The sequence below is a fragment of the Clostridium algidicarnis genome (assembly GCF_000703125.1).
Lineage (GTDB): Bacteria > Bacillota > Clostridia > Clostridiales > Clostridiaceae > Clostridium_L > Clostridium_L algidicarnis.
Genome location: NZ_JNLN01000001.1, coordinates 2,318,391 through 2,337,787, shown reverse-complemented (window position 1 = coordinate 2,337,787; position 19,397 = coordinate 2,318,391). Strand labels below are relative to the sequence as shown.

Here is a 19,397-nt window from a genome sequence, read left to right as displayed (position 1 = left end):
GAGGTGATTAAATGAATGTCCAACTAAAGAAGGGTGTTTTAGAGCTCTGCGTTCTGTCTGTACTTTCAGAAAAAGATTGTTATGGCTATGAACTAGTAAATGAAATATCTAAAAATATTAAAATTTCAGATGGAACCATCTACCCTATCTTAAGAAGGTTAACTGAGGAAGGCTATTTTACCACATACCTTCAAGAATCGCAGGAGGGCCCCCCAAGAAAATATTATAAGTTAACTGATTTAGGGCATGAAACCAAACACAAATTAACCGCAGAATGGTTTGACTTTGTTAAAGCAGTAAGTTCCATTGTAAAGGAGGATAAGCAATGAACCAAGATGAATTCCTAAGAATATTAGAAAAAGGTCTTCAAGGATTCTCTACAGATGAAAAAAAAGAAATTCTTTATGACTATGAAGAGCACTTTTGCTTAGGTAAAGAAAATGGCAAAACTAACAATGAAATAATTGAAGAACTTGGGAACCCTTTAGATATAGCAAAACATTATAAGAGTAACAGGGTCGCAGCAATTAATGAAAACCAAAAAAATAACTATCGTGAAAATGCTAATAGCCAAAATTCAAATAATAATTATACTGAAAATAGTAATACACAAAGATCAAAAAAGTCTAATCCTATGAATGATGATAATTTTAGCTACTCATACACTCCAAACAAACTCCCTAAGTTTCTAATATTTTTACTTTTAATTCCTTTTGTAATCTTGCCTTCAATAGGTATTATATTAGGTTTATATGGTACTATATTAGGCTTATTTGCAACATCTTTAGCCGTTGTAATTTCAGGGGTTGCGCTTTCTTTAGGTGGTATATTTGGCACTACTATACTTGGACTTCAGATAATATCTTTCCCTAATATATCCATGATACCAATGCCTGCACTTTTATTTGCTGGAATTGGTACCATAGCTCTAGGAGCACTATTTTTCATAGGAACCCTATGTTTAATTAAACTTTTAAACCGTGGAACATCAAAGTACTTTTCCTTAATATTAAGTTTACTAAAATAATAGAAGGGAGGCTAATCAATGTTTAAAAATAGTAAATTAGTTAAAAAGATCACCCTATACCTTTTATGTACTGTTCTCATTTGTTTCTGGACTACTAAAATGATTCTTAGTTCATCTGGATTTGATTCTAATAATCTGTTTAATGGTTTTGATTCAAACTTCAATATCGGTGAGCATTGGAATGGATTTAACTATAAATACAATTATGATGTAAATGAAGAAAAGTCTATAGATTCCTCTAATATAAATAGCATAAAAATAGATATGGTTAGTGCAGATATCAAAGTGTTAATATCTGAGGATGACAATATAAAAGCCACATTAAAAGGTTATGTAAAATCAAGTGAAGAAGCGTCCGATCCTAAATTAGATATGACAAGTAAAGAAGGTACCCTATATATAACATCACCAAATAACACCTTCAAAGGTTTTTCTTCCTACTCAAGAGATTTAAAACTAGAGATATTTATACCTAAAAGCTATATTAATGACTTATATATAAAATCAACATCTTCTGATATTTCTATAAATCCCTTAAACTTAAATAATCTAAATATAATTACAACCTCTGGATTTATGGAAGCAGAAGAAATTACAGTTAAAAACTTTAATTTTACTTCTACTTCAGGAGACTTGGATATTAATAAATTAAACAGTACGCAAAATGAAATTCAAACAGCTTCTGGAAATATTGAAGTTAAGTCTATTGAAGGTAACTCATCCATAAGTTCTACTTCAGGTGATTTAAATATTGATAGATTAAGCAGTAACCAAAATCAAATTCGAACTACTTCTGGCAATATTGAAATTCACTCTATAGAAGGGAGCTTAACCCTAAACTCTACTTCAGGAGATTCTTATTTAAAGTATAGCAAAATGCCAAGTGGAAACATTGACATAAGCTCTATATCCGGTAATTTAGAACTACTTACCCCAAATAATGCGGAATTCTTCATTAACGCTTCCAGTACTTCTGGTAATATAACATTAAATAAACCTATACTAGCAGATGTAAAAAAAGAGCATCAGATAAAAGGTGTTGTAGGTTCTGATAATTGTAAAATAAATATAAAGACTACCTCAGGAGATGTAACCATCAAGTAATAAAGTAGCCTCAAATATACAGATTTGAGGCTACTTTTCATATAAAGATGTTATAATCTAAGTAACACTTAGAAAGATTGGAGGTGAATTCATTGGAAAATAAATTAACTAAATATGTGATATCTAGATTAATTATTCTAAATCCTCTACCCTACTTTTAAAAATCATCTTAGGAAATTTCTTTTCTTTAATTTGAATTACTGACTTTTCATAAAGTTCTTGTATTACATTTTTCTTTTGTACAAATACATAGTCATCAAAAAGTATAACTGGATCTTCAATATCTATATAATTCATTATAATACCTTCTATAAATTCAATTTCAAAATCTGAGACTAATTGCTTTTCACTAAAGCTTAGTAGTGCTAATTGATATATCAATTCTTCTCTATTATCTTTAATTTTCTCATACTCCTCTATGTCAATAGTCAAATCCAGATTTTCCACTATATTTAGTATAAATTGATAATTCACTTCAGATTTTAATTCTACATTATCTTCTATGTATAGTAGCCCCTTTTTCTGTAGGCTTTTCATTGCTCTTATAATACTCCTCAAATTTTCATCCATTATATCCACATCCCTTACCAATATGTTCTACTTAGGCGCCTATAATTATAATATCATGTTACGTAAAATAAAACTTGATATTTTGTATTTATAGAGAATTTTAGGTATTAAGTATCCTGAATGTATTTATTTAAATATGTAATAATAGTATTCTAGTAATAAGTGCTATTATGTATTTGCTATGTAACATAAGATTGGAGATTTAATAATGAAAATAGAACTAACTACCCCCGCAGTACTCTTTACATCCATTTCATTACTTATATCTGCCTATACAAGTAGATTTCTATCCTTAGCTCAATTAGTTAGGCAGTTAGATAATCAGTATAAACAAGATAAAAGTGAAGATATTTTAAAACAAATAAGGAATCTGCAGCTTAGAATAAGTATAATAAGATACACTCAAATAATGGGAGGAGTCAGCTTCTTTCTTTGTGCATTATCCACATTTCTTATATTTAAAGATAAAAACTTTGCAGGAGAAGTTGCTTTTGGAGCGAGTCTTATTGCACTCATGATATCCCTTTTACTATTAATAATAGAGGTTCAAATATCTGTTAAAGCATTAAATGTGCAGCTAGTTTTATGTATTATGCATTCCTAATTAATCTTTTAAAAACGATTATCTTCCACTTCATCATTTTCTTCAATAAGATTAATCATTTTCTCTTTAATATAAAACTTATTACAATTAGCCACTTTATCCCCACTAACTTACCCTTCTAAATTTTCACCAAACATTAAGTAATTATAAAATAAGCTGCCAATGATAAATTGACAGCCCACCTTTAAGTTCTAAGCACCATTCTCTATAATACATATTTTCCCATTGCAATTGCTACTCCACTCTCTTCATTTGACAATGTTATATCATCTGCAATGTGCTTTATAGAATCTGTGCCATTTCCCATAGCAATAGATAATCCAGCCACATTTAGCATATCCATATCATTGTTACTATCACCCAATGCCATAACCTGTTCCATCTGTATTCCAAGGTATTGTGCAAGCCATTTTAAAGCAAACCCTTTATTTGCATTGATATGATTGATTTCCATATTATTATTCAAAGAAGATGTCACGGAAATCTCCAAAATACTTTTTAATTTTTCTTCCACCTGCTTTCTCATATCCAGGTTTTGAAAGAATAAATTTATTTTTTCTATATGAAATCCATTTGTCTTAACAAAGTCCAAAATATCATCAACACAGGTCCTAGTATCATAAATATATTGAATCATATTAAGTGGAATTAGGAAATTATCAAGTCGTTCCATATTCCTATTCTCCGTAAATATTTTACCCTCAGCAAATATATCTAAAATTGGATCTAAATGACGAAGAGCTTCAATTACCATAATAGCTATTTCCCGTTTTAAATAACAATGGAATATAATTTCCTTTTTTATTAAGTCTATTATGGATGCTCCATTAGAACAGATAGCATATAAAATATTTTCATTTTCTAAAAGTTCTTTGGGAATTCCTTCCATAGGCCTCCCGGTAGCCGGTACAATAAGCACGCCTTGCTTTATCCCCTGATTTAGTACCTGCTTATTCTTTACTGATAATGTCTTATCATTTGATAGCAAGGTTCCATCCATATCAATTGCTACAAGGCGAATATTTTTACCATTCTGCTTTTGTTCCATCATAGTTCTTCCAATTTGGATTAGTCCACTGTAATCCTTCTGCGGAAATCGCCTTAACTTTTTCCTCATCTATTATTAATCCTAAGCCAGGTTTAGTTGGCAGGTTAACAAACCCATCCTTATATTGAAATACTTCTTTGTTCTCAACAAAGTCAAGAAGATCAAATCCCTTATTATAATGAATACCAAGTGACTGCTCTTGAATAAACACATTAGGACTGCATGCATCTATTTGTAGGGTTGCTGCTAAAGCGATTGGCCCATAAGGAGCATGTGGTGCAACTGCAATATCATAAGCTTCAGCCATAGCAATAATCTTTCTTGTCTCTAAGATACCACCAGCAAGAGCAACATCTGGTTGTATAATATCAATATAACCAGTATTTAGCAAATCTTTAAATTCCCACCTTGTATATAATCTTTCACCCGTTGCAAGAGGAGTCGTAACATGATGAGCTACTTCCTTAAATGCTTCCGGGTTATTGCATAGCACAACCTCCTCTAAGAACATAGGGCGGTATGTCTCTAATTCTTTTGCAAGAACCTTAGCCATTGGCTTATGCACTCTTCCATGGAAATCAATACCAATATTCAAATTCATACCAAATTTTTCACGAAGTGCTGCTACCCGTTCTACAACTGCATCTACTTTCTTAAAGCTATCAATATAATGCAGTTCTTCAGTTGCATTCATCTTTATTGAATCAAATCCACGATCTACTCTGTCCTGTGCATCCTTGACTACATCACTTGGGCGATCTCCCCCAATCCAAGAATATACCTTTATCTTATCTCTTGCTGCACCGCCAAGTAACTCATAAATAGGTGCATTGTAATATTTACCTTTAATATCCCATAACGCCATTTCAAGACCTGAAATGATAGTCATATTGATTGGACCACCTCTGAAAAATACACGGTATAATTCTTGCCAGATTTTTTCAATTTCAAAAGGATTACGTCCAATTATCCTTCTTGCCATTTCATTTGCTCCCGCTACAACTGTTTCTGTCTTTGTACCAGATACCATTTCTCCCCAACCTTCAAGTCCATTATCTGTAGTTATTTTAACGAATATCCATCTAGGTTTAACTGTATATACTTTAACTTCTGATATAATCATTTTTATTTCCTTTCTATCCACTTATTTTAAGAGAAAATTATATATCTTTTTTTTATAAAGCAATTATAATTTTATCTAGCTTATGCTTGACTTGTTTCTTTTGTCGCTAAAATACTTGCTCTCTTTTTACTTAATTTGCTCATAAATACCCAAACGCTTCCAATAACAAGAACAAGAATTGGAATACTTATTACTAAATTACTTATAAATGCTTTGTACACAAGGAAACTTACTGTTAAACTTGTTGCTGCAAAGGAACTTATTAAACTTCCATTTGTAGAAAGATCAAGACCTGTAGATGTAGCTAACTGTGTTAATACAGGAGCTGTTACTGTACCTGCTAAGAGAACTGCTGCCATGCAAACGCCGCCAATTATAATACTCTTAAATAGGTTGCCACGTGCAATTGCTACGACTAATGCAACTCTAAATGTTATAACTGCTAAGTCAGCGAAAGGCAATACACGATTTCCTGGTAATATTGCTGCAATTAATATAGTCAATGGTGTAAGAATTAAAGCTGTTGTAATAACGTCTTCATTTCCTACCACAACTGCTGCATCAAGACCAATTAAAAACTTTCTGCCTTTAAACTTCTTTTGTGTGAATTTCTGTGCTGCTTCAGAAATAGGCATTAAGCCTTCCATAAATAAAGATGTCATCTTTGGGATTAATACCATTACTGCTGCCATACTAACACCAAGAGAAAGAATTTTAGATACAGGATATTTTGCTAAAACACCAATTATACTTCCAAGTATTAGACCAAGTATCATAGGCTCTCCGAAGAACCCAAGATATTTCTGAGCATCTTTAACTTTAAAATCAATTTTATTAATCCCAGGAATCTTGTCTAATAACCAATTTAATGGTGCCGCTATTACGACAGAAGATAATGCTGACATAGTTGGAATTGAAACACCTGGAATTCCGAAGAAATCTTCAACAAGCGGTGCTGTCCAGTCAGATAATTTAAATGTAATAATAGCCATAACCACAGTTGCTGCAATACTTAATCCTACGTTCTTTGTTACAAAATAAACCATGATACCTACGATAGCCATATGATGGTAGTTCCAGATATCAACATCCAGTGTATCTGTTGCTTTTAATACAAGCATAACAATGTTCGTTGCTAAGATACAAAAAATTAAGATAGCGATAATTGGAGAACCCCAGGTAACTGCTGCTATGGCGCCCCACCCTACATCCAAAATATCTAATTTAATGCCGAAATTTTCAACCATAGCTTTTGATGCTGGACCTAAGTTTGATTTCATCATGTCAATTACTAATATGATACCTGCAAAACCTATGCCAATTGTTAACCCTGAACGAAAAGCCTTTGCTAATTTCAATCCGAAAATTAGCCCTACTATTGTAATAATTATTGGGAGTATAACAGTAGGACCAGCTTTCATAATAACATTAAATACGCTATAAATAATTTCCATTTTGCATTCCTCCTATTTTATAATTGTTTTATAATTATTTTAAATAAGATAAAATCTTATCTAATATTGCATCCTGTCCAATACCTGTTAACAATGATATAGCACCTATAATAGGTGTAGATATTTTCCCTGCATAATTACCTGTGGTAACCACAATATCATAATCTTCTGCTTTGGAAGGTACTTCTAATAACTTACATTGTGTTATTAGTACCGGAATTCCCTCATCTGCACATTTTTCTTTAATTTTAATTGCTACAACTGTTGATGTTGCAATTCCATTCCCACATGCTACTAGTATTTTCTTCATTTTTTTCTCCCCTTATAATTTATTTTTATAATAATTCTTCTTTAATAATTTGGTATATTGTTTGTGAATCCCTTGATTTTATAACCTTCTTTACCAATTCTTGATTTTGAATCAACTTTACAACCTTTTGAAGCATATCAATATGACCATGAGCTTCTGTTAATGCCATCATAATAACTAAACTTACATCTATTTCGTTGGTTGGCTCATCCATTGCATTAAATTTTACTGGGTTTTCTAAAATCCCTACACAGATAGATGCTTGATTTACATGTTTAATATCAGCATGTGGAATTGCCACATTAGCTTCTCCTATAAATAATCCTGTTGGATATTGTTCTTCACGATCAAGAATTGCTTTCTTATAAGTATCTTTTACTAGCCCTAGCTCACATAAACGACTTGCAAGTAATGTTAATACCTCTATATCTGTCTTTTCCTGATTCATTCTCAAAATCAGTGATTTGTTAAATGTGATTGTGTCCATCTTCTTCTCCTTATTAATAATTTTTTATTTCAATTTTGTTTCGAAATACTCAATAGATTTTCTCAAACCTTCTTCATTTTCGTTTAAAATATCTTCTTTTTTAAAGATACCAGATGCAATTCCTGCGAATTTAGCGCCTGCCTCAAAATATTCATGAACATTTTCTGTATTTACTCCCCCAACAACCATAATTGGTAACTTTCCAAGTGGTGCCTGAACGTCAGATATGTATTTACTTCCAAGTATTCCTGCTGGAAATAGTTTTATTATATCTGCTTTACGATCAAGAAGTGTATTAATTTCTGTAGGTGTAAATGCTGCTGGAATTGATACGACATTGTTTTTTCTGCATAAGTCTATGATTTCCTCACTTAACATAACTGGTGATAAGATAAACTTAACACCTTCTTTTATAACTAACTCTGCTTGTTCATAGGTAGTAACTGTTCCTGCTCCTATTTTTATAGATTCGCCAAATTCACGGTTAATTTTTCCAATCACACTAACAGCATCTGGTGTATTCATAGTAATTTCAACTGCTTGAAGCTTTGTGCCCACCAAATTTTTCACAACAGTTCTAATTTGTGAATAACTATAGCCTCTTAATATAACTGTAATTTTAGGGAATTTTTCAAGGTTCATTATATCAGCTCCTTTCTTTCTCTATTTTATAAAGCAAGAATGAAGCCAACATTCTGACTGATTATGTATTTTTACATAATCTATTTAGAATTTCCTTTTTAGATATGCTACCACGAATGTCTGAAAGCAAGGATTCATCAGAGATTAGCTTATATAATTGATCAAAATATTTTTTTGAATCTTCATTGAGAGCCAATACAAAAATTATATCAACTGCATTCACTCCATCCCAAAGGATAGGTTTGTCCAATTTCGTAATAGATATGACTGGTTTTATAATAAGATCCGTGCCGCCATGAGGTATCGCGATGCCCCCTTGTAGATAAGTTGTCATAAGACTTTCTCTTTTATAAACACTAAGCAAGAATTCTGAATTAACATAACCATTTTTTATCATACTGTTGATAGCATTATCCAATACTTCATCTTTATATGTATAACCTGTGTCTATAAATATGTTTTCTTCATGTATGACTTCATTTAAATAGTTTTCTGTAAGCATAGTATGGTGTTTGACTATCTTCCTAAGCTTACCTATCCCTTTTGATTTGAATATTTCAATAATCGTTATAAAGGGGTATTTATCAATTTTGGGATTAATAGTCCCTACAATTGCAATAATTTCATATTTTTTTTCTACTGACTGGATAATATCTTCAATTTTATTCCCTTCTATATACCCTTTTGTAAGTATCTGAACATTACCCAAATTATCTTCCAAACGGCTTCTTATATGATTACTAATAGTCTTAGCTGCACCTTCACCCGTAATACAAAGGCAAAGAACCAATTTTTGTTTAGGCTTCTCCTCCAGCTTTTCCTTCATTTGCAAGGTACTCTTATTCTTCGTATCCAGTTCATCTGCAATCTCATCTATGGATTTTTCTGACCATAATATTTTTTGAATTCCTTCTATTACCATAAGGGTATCGGTTCTTCCAAGAATCCGGATGGGAATTCCAGTTTCATTCTTAACTTTTTCTCCCATGGTGATAAGAGACCCCATATCTGCAAGTATGATACATCCCTTTCCCTGGTCAATCTGTTTTACTACATTAATTACTTTATTAATCATAATAGAGGGGGAATCATGAAAGTCCATTTCCAAACCAACTGCATGCTTTGTCGCCATGATTGTATTTGCAATTTCCACCATTCCATATGCCACTTTGCCATGTGATACAACTAATAGTCCTATATTCCCATCTTCTATCTGCCTATAGTTTTGAAATCTATTGAAATACATGGTGATAAATTCAATCTCTTCTTTTGGAAGATTCGTATAATATTTCCGTTCAATTATTTTAACTGTTTCCTTTGCCATGGCATATTCTTTGGAAGATTGATCTATATTTACATTTAATCTTGGATGTTTTATTTTATAATTATTTCCGGCACGTTCTATTGCCATATTAATGTGAATTGCCAATGGAAATATTATAGTATTTTTTAAAGATGGTAAGTCCTTTCTTGCATTTTCGTATATTTCATTTGTGATATTAAGTGTTTTATCTCCTACAATATTAGATATCTCTTGATGACTAAATTTGGAATCCTCTACATTCTTTATATATCGAAATAGATACTTTTCCACTTCATGAGACAATGTTTTCGTAATTATAGTTTCTGACATACCTTCTTTTTTCAGTTCTTTATATCGGCAATCTAATTCATCATACATATTCTTACTTTGCTCAACATCGGAATGCTTATATACACTATTTTCATCAGGCAAATAAGAAGTATCCCCCTGAACCATTATGTTTAATTCTTTTCCTTTTAGTCTTACATCATATCCGTCTCTTATTATTTCAGGTAAGCTCTCCATTCTTACTACAATCTTTTCTTCACGAGTTATCTTCGCATCTAGAAATGCCTTTGCACAGCATACCTGTATATCTGACTTTAACTGTCCTATATTTCCTTCATATTCAGCACCCAATATACATTTAATTGCATCTTCTTTAACCTGAACCTCACGTCCAATTCTCCTGCTTTCCATCATGAAACAAGTATGAATGAACTTAACTTTTTCATTTAATGGTCTTTCTTTCAATGGTGGTATTTCAATAATCATGGGAATTCTTCTTCGAAAGGTTAATAATAAAGACATTTCTGGATTCTCAGTGGTAGCTGCAATTATCATGGCATTACTCTTTCGTTGCGTATCAGTTTCTCCTAGTCTTCGGAATTTACCTTTATCTATCAAATAGAGTAGAATTTCCTGTCCTTCCGCAGGTAGCCTGTGTACCTCATCAAGAAATAAAATTCCATCGTTACATAGCTCCATGATTCCTTTCTTGCTTTCCGTAGCACCTGTAAATGCACCCTTGCTATACCCAAATAATTGTGCAAGTAATAGTTGTGGGTTATCTGCATAATCCGCACAATTGAATTCAAAAAATGTAATATTCTCACCAAAATTACCAGTTTGAACTGCATATTTAAACATCAATTCCGCAAGAAAGCTTTTACCAACGCCAGATGGCCCATATATTAAAGTGTGCAACCCATGAGGCGGATAAAATACAGCAGCTTTTGCTCTACTTATCTGCCCCTTTAAACTACCATCATATCCTATGAATTTACTGAATACGTCTTCTTTATCCTGAGATGTCCCCTCTTGTATTTCAATATTTTGGTTATCCTTATTCCGAATATCTGTTTCACTAGTTTCCTCTAATTTATTATTATCTTTTTCTTTATTAGCAGGCTGCAGTTCTTTCTTTTCTTCCAATTCACTTTTTAGTTTTCCTACTGCATACTTACCAACATCATATCCTTCATTATTTAAAAGTTTAGTCAGCCTGCGCTCTGATAAGTCTCCATGTGTAGCTATTAAGTGTTTAATTTCCTTAATTAATAATGGACGCCTTCTTGTTCTTGAATCTGATATATCATATTCTCTCCTCACATTAGTTACATTTTCTCTAAATATATGGAGTTTTATTGCAATCTGCTCATCTGTAAAAGGATTTTTCTTATCTTCATCTTTCATTAATTGAATTATTCTCTCTTCCATAATATTCGCCCTCCTTATTATCTAGTCATAGAATTTCACTTTATATCAATTTGAATCTTCTCACATAACTTTATATATCTGTATTATTCTTTTTGTAATAAATCCGGAAAATCCATGTATTTATCTTTACTTTATCTACTCATATTTTATCACAATGCATAACTTTTCGCTAAAGGCCCTAAAATGTTGACAAAAAATAAGATAAGCTCTACTCTTTACTCTGGTACTTTAACAATAAACCTAAAAGGTATCTAATGTTTTTTTAAAAGTTTCTTCTGTTTTCATATTTTATATTTATGTTACTTTTATATATTAAGTATCCTGAATATATTTACTTTAATATGTAATAATAGTATTCTATTAATAAGTGCTATTATATATTTACTATATAACATAAGATTGGAGATTTAATAATGAAAATAGAACTAACTACCCCCGCAGTACTCTTTACATCCATTTCATTGCTTATCTCTGCCTATACAAGTAGATTTCTATCCTTAGCTCAATTAGTTAGGCAGTTAGATAATCAGTACAAGCAAGATAAAAATGAAGATATTTTAAAACAAATAAGAAATCTACAGCTTAGAATAAGTATAATAAGATACACTCAAATAATGGGAGGAGTCAGCTTCTTTCTTTGTGCATTATCCACATTTCTTATATTTAAAGATAAGAACTTTGCAGGAGAAGTTGCCTTTGGGGGAAGTCTTATTGCACTCATGATATCCCTTTTACTATTAATAATAGAGGTTCAAATATCTGTTAAGGCACTAAATGTACAGCTAGAAAAATATAAGTAGTATATGAAAGTTCATAGCATTTTCAAAAATATTTATTTCATGCTAAACTTATATAGAGGTGTTGATTATGAAAAGATTAGTAAAAGTTATTGGTGCTATTGTGGAAAATGAAAATAATGAAATACTCTGTGCTCTTCGTTCTACCAAAATGTCTCTACCAAACCTATGGGAATTTCCCGGTGGAAAAATAGAAAAAAACGAAACTTTTAAACAAGCTATAGAAAGAGAAATTAAAGAAGAATTATCTTGCACGGTTGAATTTATAGGTGTTTTTCATGATACTACTCACGAGTACCCTGAAATTATAGTAAATTTAGTTACAGCTAAATGTAAATTAACTGCTGATACACCAAACGCAATTGAACATTCAAAATTAATATGGTTACATAGAGAAAATTTGCTTTCCCTAAATTGGGCTCTAGCAGACATTCCCGCTGTAAAAAAGCTTGTATCAGAAAAGGTATAGCAAATTATTGCTATACCTAAAATCCAGTTCTTTAACATAACTTAAATCATATCTTCAGCATCTGTTATACCAATTTAATATATAATCCTATAGATTATCACATTTACCTTCTTACTTCACACTCTTATTTATTTTGCATACTTAACAATAATGTCTCTTAATGTTATAACAGCTTTTGCTCCACACCTATCATTATAGTAGTTTCTAAACCTTTCATCTTCAACATACATTCCAACTAATCCAACATGAGCCTCTCCTGAATAACTTGACCAAGAAAAGCTTAACCATTCTTTGTGTTTTTCATAAACATTCTTTGCATCTTTTGAATCTAAATCCTTTGCTTTTATAACTTCAGCTAAAGATTTAAACATCTCACTTTCAATAGTTTCCATGCTTTTAAAATTTTTCTCGCTCATATTCATAAACCTTTTATTAAATTCTTTAATGGTCTCTTCACCATACTTTTCTCTAATTTCTTCACCATATTTAGTCTCATTTTCTTCTAGTTTCTCTTTTTTTAATCCTTCAAACTTTTGTTTGTTTGTCATTTCAATCCCTCCTTTATTATAATCTAATGTCTTTTCCACTGTAAGAATTAATTGTTCTAACTGATTTTTTCTAGAAATTAGTTTATTATGATGTTCAATTAAAGATTCATGAATATCAAAATCCGGTTTAGAAATAATACTTTGTATATCTTCTAATTTCATTTCCATTGATCTATAAAGTAAAATTTGTTGTAGTAAATCTACTTCTTTTTCTCCATAGATTCTATACCCAGAAGAATTAATCCTACAAGGCTTTAACAATCCTATTTCATCATAATACCTAAGAGTTCTTGAACTTATTCCTGCTAATTCAGCTAGCTTCTTAATTGTATATTCCACATCATTACCTCCTTACAATTTTATAATAAAGGATTACGCTACGTTAATGTCAATATAAAAAATACATACTAATAAAACTTATTTCATCAGTATGTATTTTATTTCCAGCACCTCAGAGGTGCTTACATTAAATTACAGATTGTTTGTTTTGCTTTTTTAGAACTATTATTCCAGAAATAATAAGAAGTATTGATATTGCTATTAAGGCTTCGAATCCTATCACACTACCAGTTTTAACAAGTTCCTTTTTATTAGTTTTAGATTGGGATTCTATATCATTATTTAATTTATCTTCATTTATAATTGTACTATCTGCATCTTTTATTTCTTTCTTTGCATCACTATCACCTTTAAAATCTGTATCTTCGGTCTTTTCGACAACTGCCTCTTCTTCATTTCCTATAAGGGTTATAGACTCATAAACAGATTTATTGTTGTATATGTCTATTAAAGCTAAGGCTGCTTGTACAGTACTTATCTTAGAATCTGTTCCCCACTGACTCTTAAATTCAAAATGATCTCCAGTTTTAAATGTTAAAAGGGCATCTAAAAGTGTATTACCATTTTTAACCCACTTATTTGAAAATATATTTTCTTTATTAGCTATAAGAGCTTATATTACTGCTGATAATGTATATGGATTTTCATTTCCATAAGATTCAAAACCAGCACTCTTTAATTGTTTACTATTTATATACTCTATAGAAGACTTTATTATTTCTTCTACGCCTTTTATATCCTTATACTTTGATAAGGCTGTAATAACCATAGCTGTAATATCTACATCTCCATAATAGCCATTCTTTGACTTAGACAATAAATAATTTACAGCTTTTTCTTTATCATAATTTGCTATATAGCATTTGGTGCTTTAAAATTCACTTTTCCATTATCATCAGTTTTAAAGTTTCCTATACCTTCTATGTTAATATCAGTATTTTTTAAAGCTCTTTTATCTATCGCCCTTAGCAATGTTATTTCGTGATTATCATCTAAAGATTTTAAAGACACCTTTGGTATATCTGTATATAATTTAAATTCTCCATAATACTCAAAATGAGTCATATAGAATACTATCTCATCATAATTAAATTTACCTTCCGCATCTTTTATATCAGTAAATGCACCTGGACCTACTTCGGGTTGTTGAATTTCCAAACCCTTTTTTACATAATAGCTCCATCCAAAATTTTTACTTTGATTTTCTCCAAGTATTCCATTTACAAAATAACTTTCTCCCCTTCCAGCCCCATTAACATTTTCTTCTCCTGCAGCTTTCATTAAAATTTCAAGAACACTACTTTGAGAAACTCCAGACTCTACAATATCATTAAATAAAGTTTTTTCATTACCTTCAACTCTTACCCTTACCTTTTCATAAGGAGGCATATCCACTATGAAATTCACTTCTTTTTCTGATTTAACACCCTTTAGGTCTGCTACAACCTTTATTGTATATCTTCTAGCCTTATTTATAACCCCTCCTAAGAAGGGTTCTCCATTTAATGTAGCATTCCATGTTTCTTCATCTGTAGATATATCTACATTTACAGCCTCTGTATATACCTTCCCTTCTTCTATTCCCTTAATAGATATAAATGCTGACTTCTCCACTTGACCCATAGAAGTATTTTTTATTCCAAATATAGATTCGGCATAATAAAGATCCACTAATGCAGCAAATCCATGATAGGTTACTGTCATTTCATAAGATCCGCCTTCTGACTTAGAAAACCCACCATATTTATTATTGCTGTTCCTTGGCTTAGATTTTAATTTTAGAAGTGCCTCTAGCATACTTTTGTCTTTAATCCACTCTTTAGAAATAGGATTTATATTATTAGCAACTAACCCTTTAATACTATTTAATTTTATATACCTATACTATTTCAGGCCTTTTCTGTTTTTCCCGTTCTTCCACTTTTCAACTTTTCATTTAAAACCCATCCAATTATACCATCCTTCTTAACTATGGTTTGACTGCTTGATTTTTCTATTATGGAAACTATATCGCCTTTTTTAACTGAAAGAAAATAATCTGTACAATCATAACAGCATACTCCATCTTTAGTTTTAAAAATTTTATCATTTTTAATCCAAAGTTCATGATTTGATGATATATGCCTACATAAACTGAATTCTTTTTCCTCTTTTAATACTTGCACTGCATTATCCATCCATGAAATCTGAATTGTATTTGAATTTGAATGCTGATATTCTATAATTTCATCAGTTAAGAAATCATCAATTGAATCAAAAGTAATATTTTCATCGTCTTTAATTATTAGTGCATTTAACTGTCCTTCTGATTTAATCATATTTCCACCATCAATACTTATAATTTTTTGTTCCTTGTCTATAATTGGGTTGCAGCAACCCTTTTCTCTTCCATAATTAGCTGTTGGCCAATGTCCAACTATCACATATTTTAAAAAAGCTAAACCTCGCTCCATAAACGCATCATTTTTTATAACCTCACTAACATTTTGTTCTTCTAAATTATCCGAGGTAATACCTGCATGAACAAATATAAATTTCTCAGTTTCAATAATATGGGGTAATTGTTCTAGCCAGTTAAGCTCATCGCTAAAATTTCGCCTTATCTGTTCCTTTATAAACTTAATATTTGATTTTTCATTAACTTCAATTGATAACTCCTTACACATTTCATTTAAGATACTGTTTTTTCTAAATATCATATACCTTAAAAGGTTTTCATCATCAACTTCGCTTTTTATATCTTCCCATAGGGTGTCACAATTTCCACTAACAACATAGACTTCTTTTGTTTTTGATAGCTCCATTATGTACCTTAAGGTCTTTAAACTCATGTCTCCTTTTTCAATTAAATCACCAACTAAAATTAAAACATCATCTTTTGTATACCCTATTTTTTTCAACAACCTTTTAAAAAGACTTAAATTTCCATGTATATCACTTATTGCTATGATTCTTTTGTTTTTTTCAATTGAAATTCTTTTTACTACAGCTTTCATAACTTTGCCCACCTTATCCATATCTAAATTAAAACCTTAATCCAAAACTCTATTCTTTATTTATCACTCTTTTCTACTCTATACTTTTAAAAACAAAAAACTCATATATTATGATGATTGCTTGTTCTTAATTAACCAATCATTTTTTAAAATTGCATATACAGCCAAGTCATAAAACTCTTTATTATCACGTGTTTCAACTTGTCTTAATGTTCCTTCATAGTTCATTCCACTTTTGAGCATTACCTTACCTGACGCAACATTATTTGTGTCGTGTTTAGCAACAATTCGATTAAACCCTACTTCAAAAAATAAATAGTCAATTACCGCTTTTAGCGATTCACTCATTATGCCCTTGCCCCAGTATATTCTTGACATACAATATCCTATTTCACAAGAATAGTTTTTTTCATCTACCTTAACTATGCAAATGCTACCGATAACTTCTCCTGTTTCTTTTAATTCAACAGTCCAATTATAGATATTATTATTCTTATACTCATTTACCCACTTCTCTAGAATTTCTTTAGTAGCTTCTACACTACTATGTGGTTTCCATGATACAAATTTTGTTACTTCACTGTCATTTGCCCAGTTTCTAAACATGTCATATGCGTCATTAAGTTCAAATCTTCGCAGTAAGAGTCTATTTGTATTTATTGCTTCTGTACCTTTATGTGATAGCACAAGAATCCCCCCTTGATTTTAAGTTTGCATAATACTTATTCATATAAATTGGTAAAGTTTTATTATTCAATTATAAAGAAAATTCAACTTATTTACAACTATTTTACATAATTATATATAAATCACCTTTTTAAATCCGTAAATTGAAAAGTTAAGTTCCGTTTTTATTGATAAACAGAAGTTAGTATTACAAAGTGTTTGATATAATTAATTTGATATTTGTCCTAAGCATATTAGGAGGATTAATTATGTCAAATAAAGAGTTATGCAAAGGAAAACACCTTATAATAGAAGATCGCCTTATAATTGAGTATGGTTTAGATCAAAATTATACATTAAAAGAAATTGCTGAAATAGTTAAGAAAGACCCAACTACTATCTCCAAAGAGATTAGAAGAAATAGATTTCTTAGAGTAAGTAAGAGAAAAGAAAATGATGTGCAACCATGCCAACATCGGAGAAGTTGCACTAAGACAAACTTGTGTAATAATAGGTGTGGTAAGCAATGTAAGAAGTGTAGCTTTATAAATTGTTATCGAACTTGCAATGAATATTCCACTAAGAAATGTACCAAGATTAACCGTTACCCATATGTTTGTAATGGTTGCAGCACAGTAACTACGTGTATGGCTGAAAAAAGCTACTATAAAGCTAAAGTTGCAGATTCAAAGTATAGAGATTTATTAACATCATCTAGAGAAGGTTTGAATATAACCTCAGAGGATTTGAAAAAGATAGATGATATAATTTCACCACTTATTTCTAAAGGACAATCACTATCCCATATTTTGACCCATCATAAGAATGAAATAAACTGCTGTGAAAGAACTTTATATTATTATTTTGATAAAAATGCTTTTACTGCTAGAAGCATTGATTTGCCTAGGAAAGTTAAATATAAACCTAGAAAAAAACATAAACAACCTGTGACTAAAGAATCTACAGATAGAGTTGGAAGAACATTTGATGACTTTGTTAAATTTGTTGAAGATAATCCTAATATTCCTGTAGTAGAGATGGATACTGTCCACGGCACACGAAGTGGTAAAGTTCTTCTAACATTTCTTTTTAGGAATTGCTCATTAATGCTAGCTTTCATTATTGAAAGCTGTAGCCAGGTAGATGTAAAGGAAGTTATAGATAAGCTATATGCGTTATTAGGACATGAAGTATTTAATAAATGCTTTCCTGTTATTTTAACAGACAACGGCTCAGAATTTAAAAAACCTGAAGCTTTAGAATTAGATGCTGAAGGAAATCAAAGAACTAAGATATTCTACTGCAATCCTATGGCTTCTTATCAGAAGCCATATGTGGAAAAAAACCATGAATACATAAGGTATGTAATACCTAAAGGAATATCATTTAATAATCGTACTCAAGAAGATATAACCTTAATGATAAATCATATTAATAGTACAGCAAGAGCTAGTTTAAATGGGAATACACCATTTAAACTGGCCCAAATGTTATTAGATAACTCACTGTTAGAGAAACTGTCATTAAAACATATCTCAGCAGATGAAGTACATCTAAAACCTGCACTTTTTAAAAAATAAGATATCAAAAATTTAGGGCAATTATCAGCGGAACTTAATCATGCAAAAATAAAGCAAACGGAAGTTAGTTTTGCAAGCCAATTCCGTAGGCTTAATAAGCATACTTAAAAACCCCTAAAAAATGATTATCTTATATAAATTATAGCCTATTTTAGGTATTTTAACTACTAAATTTAACTCAAAAAACTGACTTAACCCTTGCAGTTCCAATTGCTTATGCTAAAACGGAAGTTAGTTTTTCATTCAACCTTTAATTAGCATTGCAATATCTGTACATATTTTTTATCATATATAAAAGCTAATATAACTTTAACAATATACAATTGTAACACTAAGCTTAATTAATATTTAAAGATACCTTTTCTCAAAAGATGTTAACCCATCTAAAGAGCTGCGTGGTTTTTTATGATGATAATATCTCAAAACATCTAAAAAGACATCTAACACAGAATTCCAATTGATTTAACTCAATGAACTTATAAACTAATTGTCTATCTCTTCGACTACTTCAAATAGTCTCCTATTTTTATACTAGGAGACTACCAAAGCTTAAATATTTATTTAAGTTAAACATTATTTGAAATAATAGAATCAGTTTACTTGTTTTTTAT

At 30.7% G+C, this 19,397-nt stretch carries 21 protein-coding genes; 8 read left to right on the top strand and 13 right to left on the bottom strand.

Annotated features, from left to right (window positions below; all coding sequences use genetic code 11):
* Positions 1–11: 11 nt before the first annotated feature.
* Genes BV55_RS0111105 through BV55_RS0111095 form a run of 3 tightly spaced genes read left to right on the top strand, consistent with a single transcriptional unit; the run spans position 12 to position 2,131 of the window.
* On the top strand, positions 12–329 hold the full coding sequence (locus BV55_RS0111105) for a PadR family transcriptional regulator (RefSeq protein WP_029452888.1): 318 nt from the start codon (positions 12–14) through the stop codon (positions 327–329).
* Positions 326–1,027 (top strand): DUF1700 domain-containing protein, encoded by a 702-nt coding sequence (locus BV55_RS0111100; protein WP_029452887.1) that lies wholly within the window; start codon positions 326–328, stop codon positions 1,025–1,027. Before BV55_RS0111105 ends, BV55_RS0111100 begins: the two co-directional genes overlap by 4 nt.
* Positions 1,028–1,045: 18 nt before the next feature.
* A complete protein-coding gene (locus tag BV55_RS0111095; protein ID WP_029452886.1) occupies positions 1,046–2,131 on the top strand; it encodes a DUF4097 family beta strand repeat-containing protein in 1,086 nt (361 codons plus the stop codon).
* Positions 2,132–2,263: 132 nt separating this feature from the next.
* Here the strand turns inward: BV55_RS0111095 and BV55_RS0111090 are convergent, their stop codons facing one another.
* Positions 2,264–2,701: a hypothetical protein gene (locus BV55_RS0111090; protein ID WP_029452885.1), complete on the bottom strand. Its 438-nt coding sequence runs from the start codon at positions 2,699–2,701 to the stop codon at positions 2,264–2,266.
* A 208-nt stretch (positions 2,702–2,909) separates the two neighbouring features.
* On the opposite strand from BV55_RS0111090, the gene BV55_RS0111085 reads away from it, so the two are divergent.
* Positions 2,910–3,305, top strand: a complete 396-nt coding sequence (locus BV55_RS0111085; RefSeq protein WP_242850876.1) for a DUF2721 domain-containing protein — start codon at positions 2,910–2,912, stop codon at positions 3,303–3,305.
* Positions 3,306–3,510: 205 nt separating this feature from the next.
* On the opposite strand, the gene BV55_RS0111080 is transcribed toward BV55_RS0111085, so the two are convergent.
* From BV55_RS0111080 to BV55_RS0111050, 7 genes are all read right to left on the bottom strand, one after another.
* Positions 3,511–4,353 carry a Cof-type HAD-IIB family hydrolase gene (locus BV55_RS0111080; protein WP_029452883.1) on the bottom strand — a complete coding sequence of 281 codons (843 nt, stop codon included), beginning with the start codon at positions 4,351–4,353 and terminating at the stop codon, positions 3,511–3,513.
* Positions 4,331–5,476, bottom strand: a complete 1,146-nt coding sequence (dgoD, locus tag BV55_RS0111075; RefSeq protein ID WP_029452882.1) for a galactonate dehydratase — start codon at positions 5,474–5,476, stop codon at positions 4,331–4,333. Before dgoD ends, BV55_RS0111080 begins: the two co-directional genes overlap by 23 nt.
* Positions 5,477–5,556: 80 nt before the next feature.
* Positions 5,557–6,897: a PTS galactitol transporter subunit IIC gene (locus tag BV55_RS0111070; RefSeq protein ID WP_341349712.1), complete on the bottom strand. Its 1,341-nt coding sequence runs from the start codon at positions 6,895–6,897 to the stop codon at positions 5,557–5,559.
* Positions 6,898–6,964: 67 nt separating this feature from the next.
* Positions 6,965–7,240 carry a PTS sugar transporter subunit IIB gene (locus BV55_RS0111065; protein WP_029452880.1) on the bottom strand — a complete coding sequence of 92 codons (276 nt, stop codon included), beginning with the start codon at positions 7,238–7,240 and terminating at the stop codon, positions 6,965–6,967.
* 25 nt (positions 7,241–7,265) lie between these two features.
* Entirely contained in the window at positions 7,266–7,727 is a 462-nt protein-coding gene (locus BV55_RS0111060) for a PTS sugar transporter subunit IIA (protein WP_029452879.1), read from the bottom strand.
* A 24-nt stretch (positions 7,728–7,751) separates the two neighbouring features.
* On the bottom strand, positions 7,752–8,369 hold the full coding sequence (locus BV55_RS0111055; RefSeq protein WP_029452878.1) for a bifunctional 4-hydroxy-2-oxoglutarate aldolase/2-dehydro-3-deoxy-phosphogluconate aldolase: 618 nt from the start codon (positions 8,367–8,369) through the stop codon (positions 7,752–7,754).
* 61 nt (positions 8,370–8,430) lie between these two features.
* Positions 8,431–11,391: a sigma 54-interacting transcriptional regulator gene (locus BV55_RS0111050; RefSeq protein ID WP_029452877.1), complete on the bottom strand. Its 2,961-nt coding sequence runs from the start codon at positions 11,389–11,391 to the stop codon at positions 8,431–8,433.
* Positions 11,392–11,804: 413 nt separating this feature from the next.
* Between BV55_RS0111050 and BV55_RS0111045 the strand changes: the two genes are divergently transcribed.
* Together BV55_RS0111045 and BV55_RS0111040 are read left to right on the top strand one after the other, a co-directional pair.
* A complete protein-coding gene (locus tag BV55_RS0111045; protein WP_029452876.1) occupies positions 11,805–12,191 on the top strand; it encodes a DUF2721 domain-containing protein in 387 nt (128 codons plus the stop codon).
* A 67-nt stretch (positions 12,192–12,258) separates the two neighbouring features.
* On the top strand, positions 12,259–12,657 hold the full coding sequence (locus BV55_RS0111040; protein ID WP_029452875.1) for a (deoxy)nucleoside triphosphate pyrophosphohydrolase: 399 nt from the start codon (positions 12,259–12,261) through the stop codon (positions 12,655–12,657).
* Positions 12,658–12,785: 128 nt separating this feature from the next.
* On the opposite strand, the gene BV55_RS0111035 is transcribed toward BV55_RS0111040, so the two are convergent.
* Positions 12,786–13,544, bottom strand: a complete 759-nt coding sequence (locus tag BV55_RS0111035) for a MerR family transcriptional regulator (RefSeq protein WP_029452874.1) — start codon at positions 13,542–13,544, stop codon at positions 12,786–12,788.
* Between the two features lie 143 nt (positions 13,545–13,687).
* Between BV55_RS0111035 and BV55_RS15715 the strand changes: the two genes are divergently transcribed.
* The gene (locus BV55_RS15715; RefSeq protein ID WP_198023217.1) at positions 13,688–13,966 is read left to right on the top strand and encodes a hypothetical protein; all 279 of its coding nucleotides are present in this window, start codon (positions 13,688–13,690) and stop codon (positions 13,964–13,966) included.
* Positions 13,967–14,157: 191 nt separating this feature from the next.
* Here the strand turns inward: BV55_RS15715 and BV55_RS0111030 are convergent, their stop codons facing one another.
* The 4 genes from BV55_RS0111030 to BV55_RS0111015 form a co-directional block, all read right to left on the bottom strand.
* On the bottom strand, positions 14,158–14,361 hold the full coding sequence (locus BV55_RS0111030; RefSeq protein ID WP_029452873.1) for a hypothetical protein: 204 nt from the start codon (positions 14,359–14,361) through the stop codon (positions 14,158–14,160).
* Between the two features lie 35 nt (positions 14,362–14,396).
* On the bottom strand, positions 14,397–15,341 hold the full coding sequence (locus tag BV55_RS0111025) for a hypothetical protein (RefSeq protein WP_029452872.1): 945 nt from the start codon (positions 15,339–15,341) through the stop codon (positions 14,397–14,399).
* Positions 15,342–15,433: 92 nt separating this feature from the next.
* The gene (locus tag BV55_RS0111020) at positions 15,434–16,540 is read right to left on the bottom strand and encodes a metallophosphoesterase (RefSeq protein WP_029452871.1); all 1,107 of its coding nucleotides are present in this window, start codon (positions 16,538–16,540) and stop codon (positions 15,434–15,436) included.
* Positions 16,541–16,648: 108 nt separating this feature from the next.
* Complete coding sequence (locus tag BV55_RS0111015) at positions 16,649–17,227, bottom strand: GNAT family N-acetyltransferase (RefSeq protein ID WP_029452870.1); 579 nt, start codon at positions 17,225–17,227, stop codon at positions 16,649–16,651.
* A gap of 248 nt (positions 17,228–17,475) precedes the next feature.
* Between BV55_RS0111015 and BV55_RS0111010 the strand changes: the two genes are divergently transcribed.
* Entirely contained in the window at positions 17,476–18,786 is a 1,311-nt protein-coding gene (locus BV55_RS0111010) for an IS30 family transposase (protein WP_029452869.1), read from the top strand.
* The last annotated feature ends 611 nt before the right edge of the window (positions 18,787–19,397 follow it).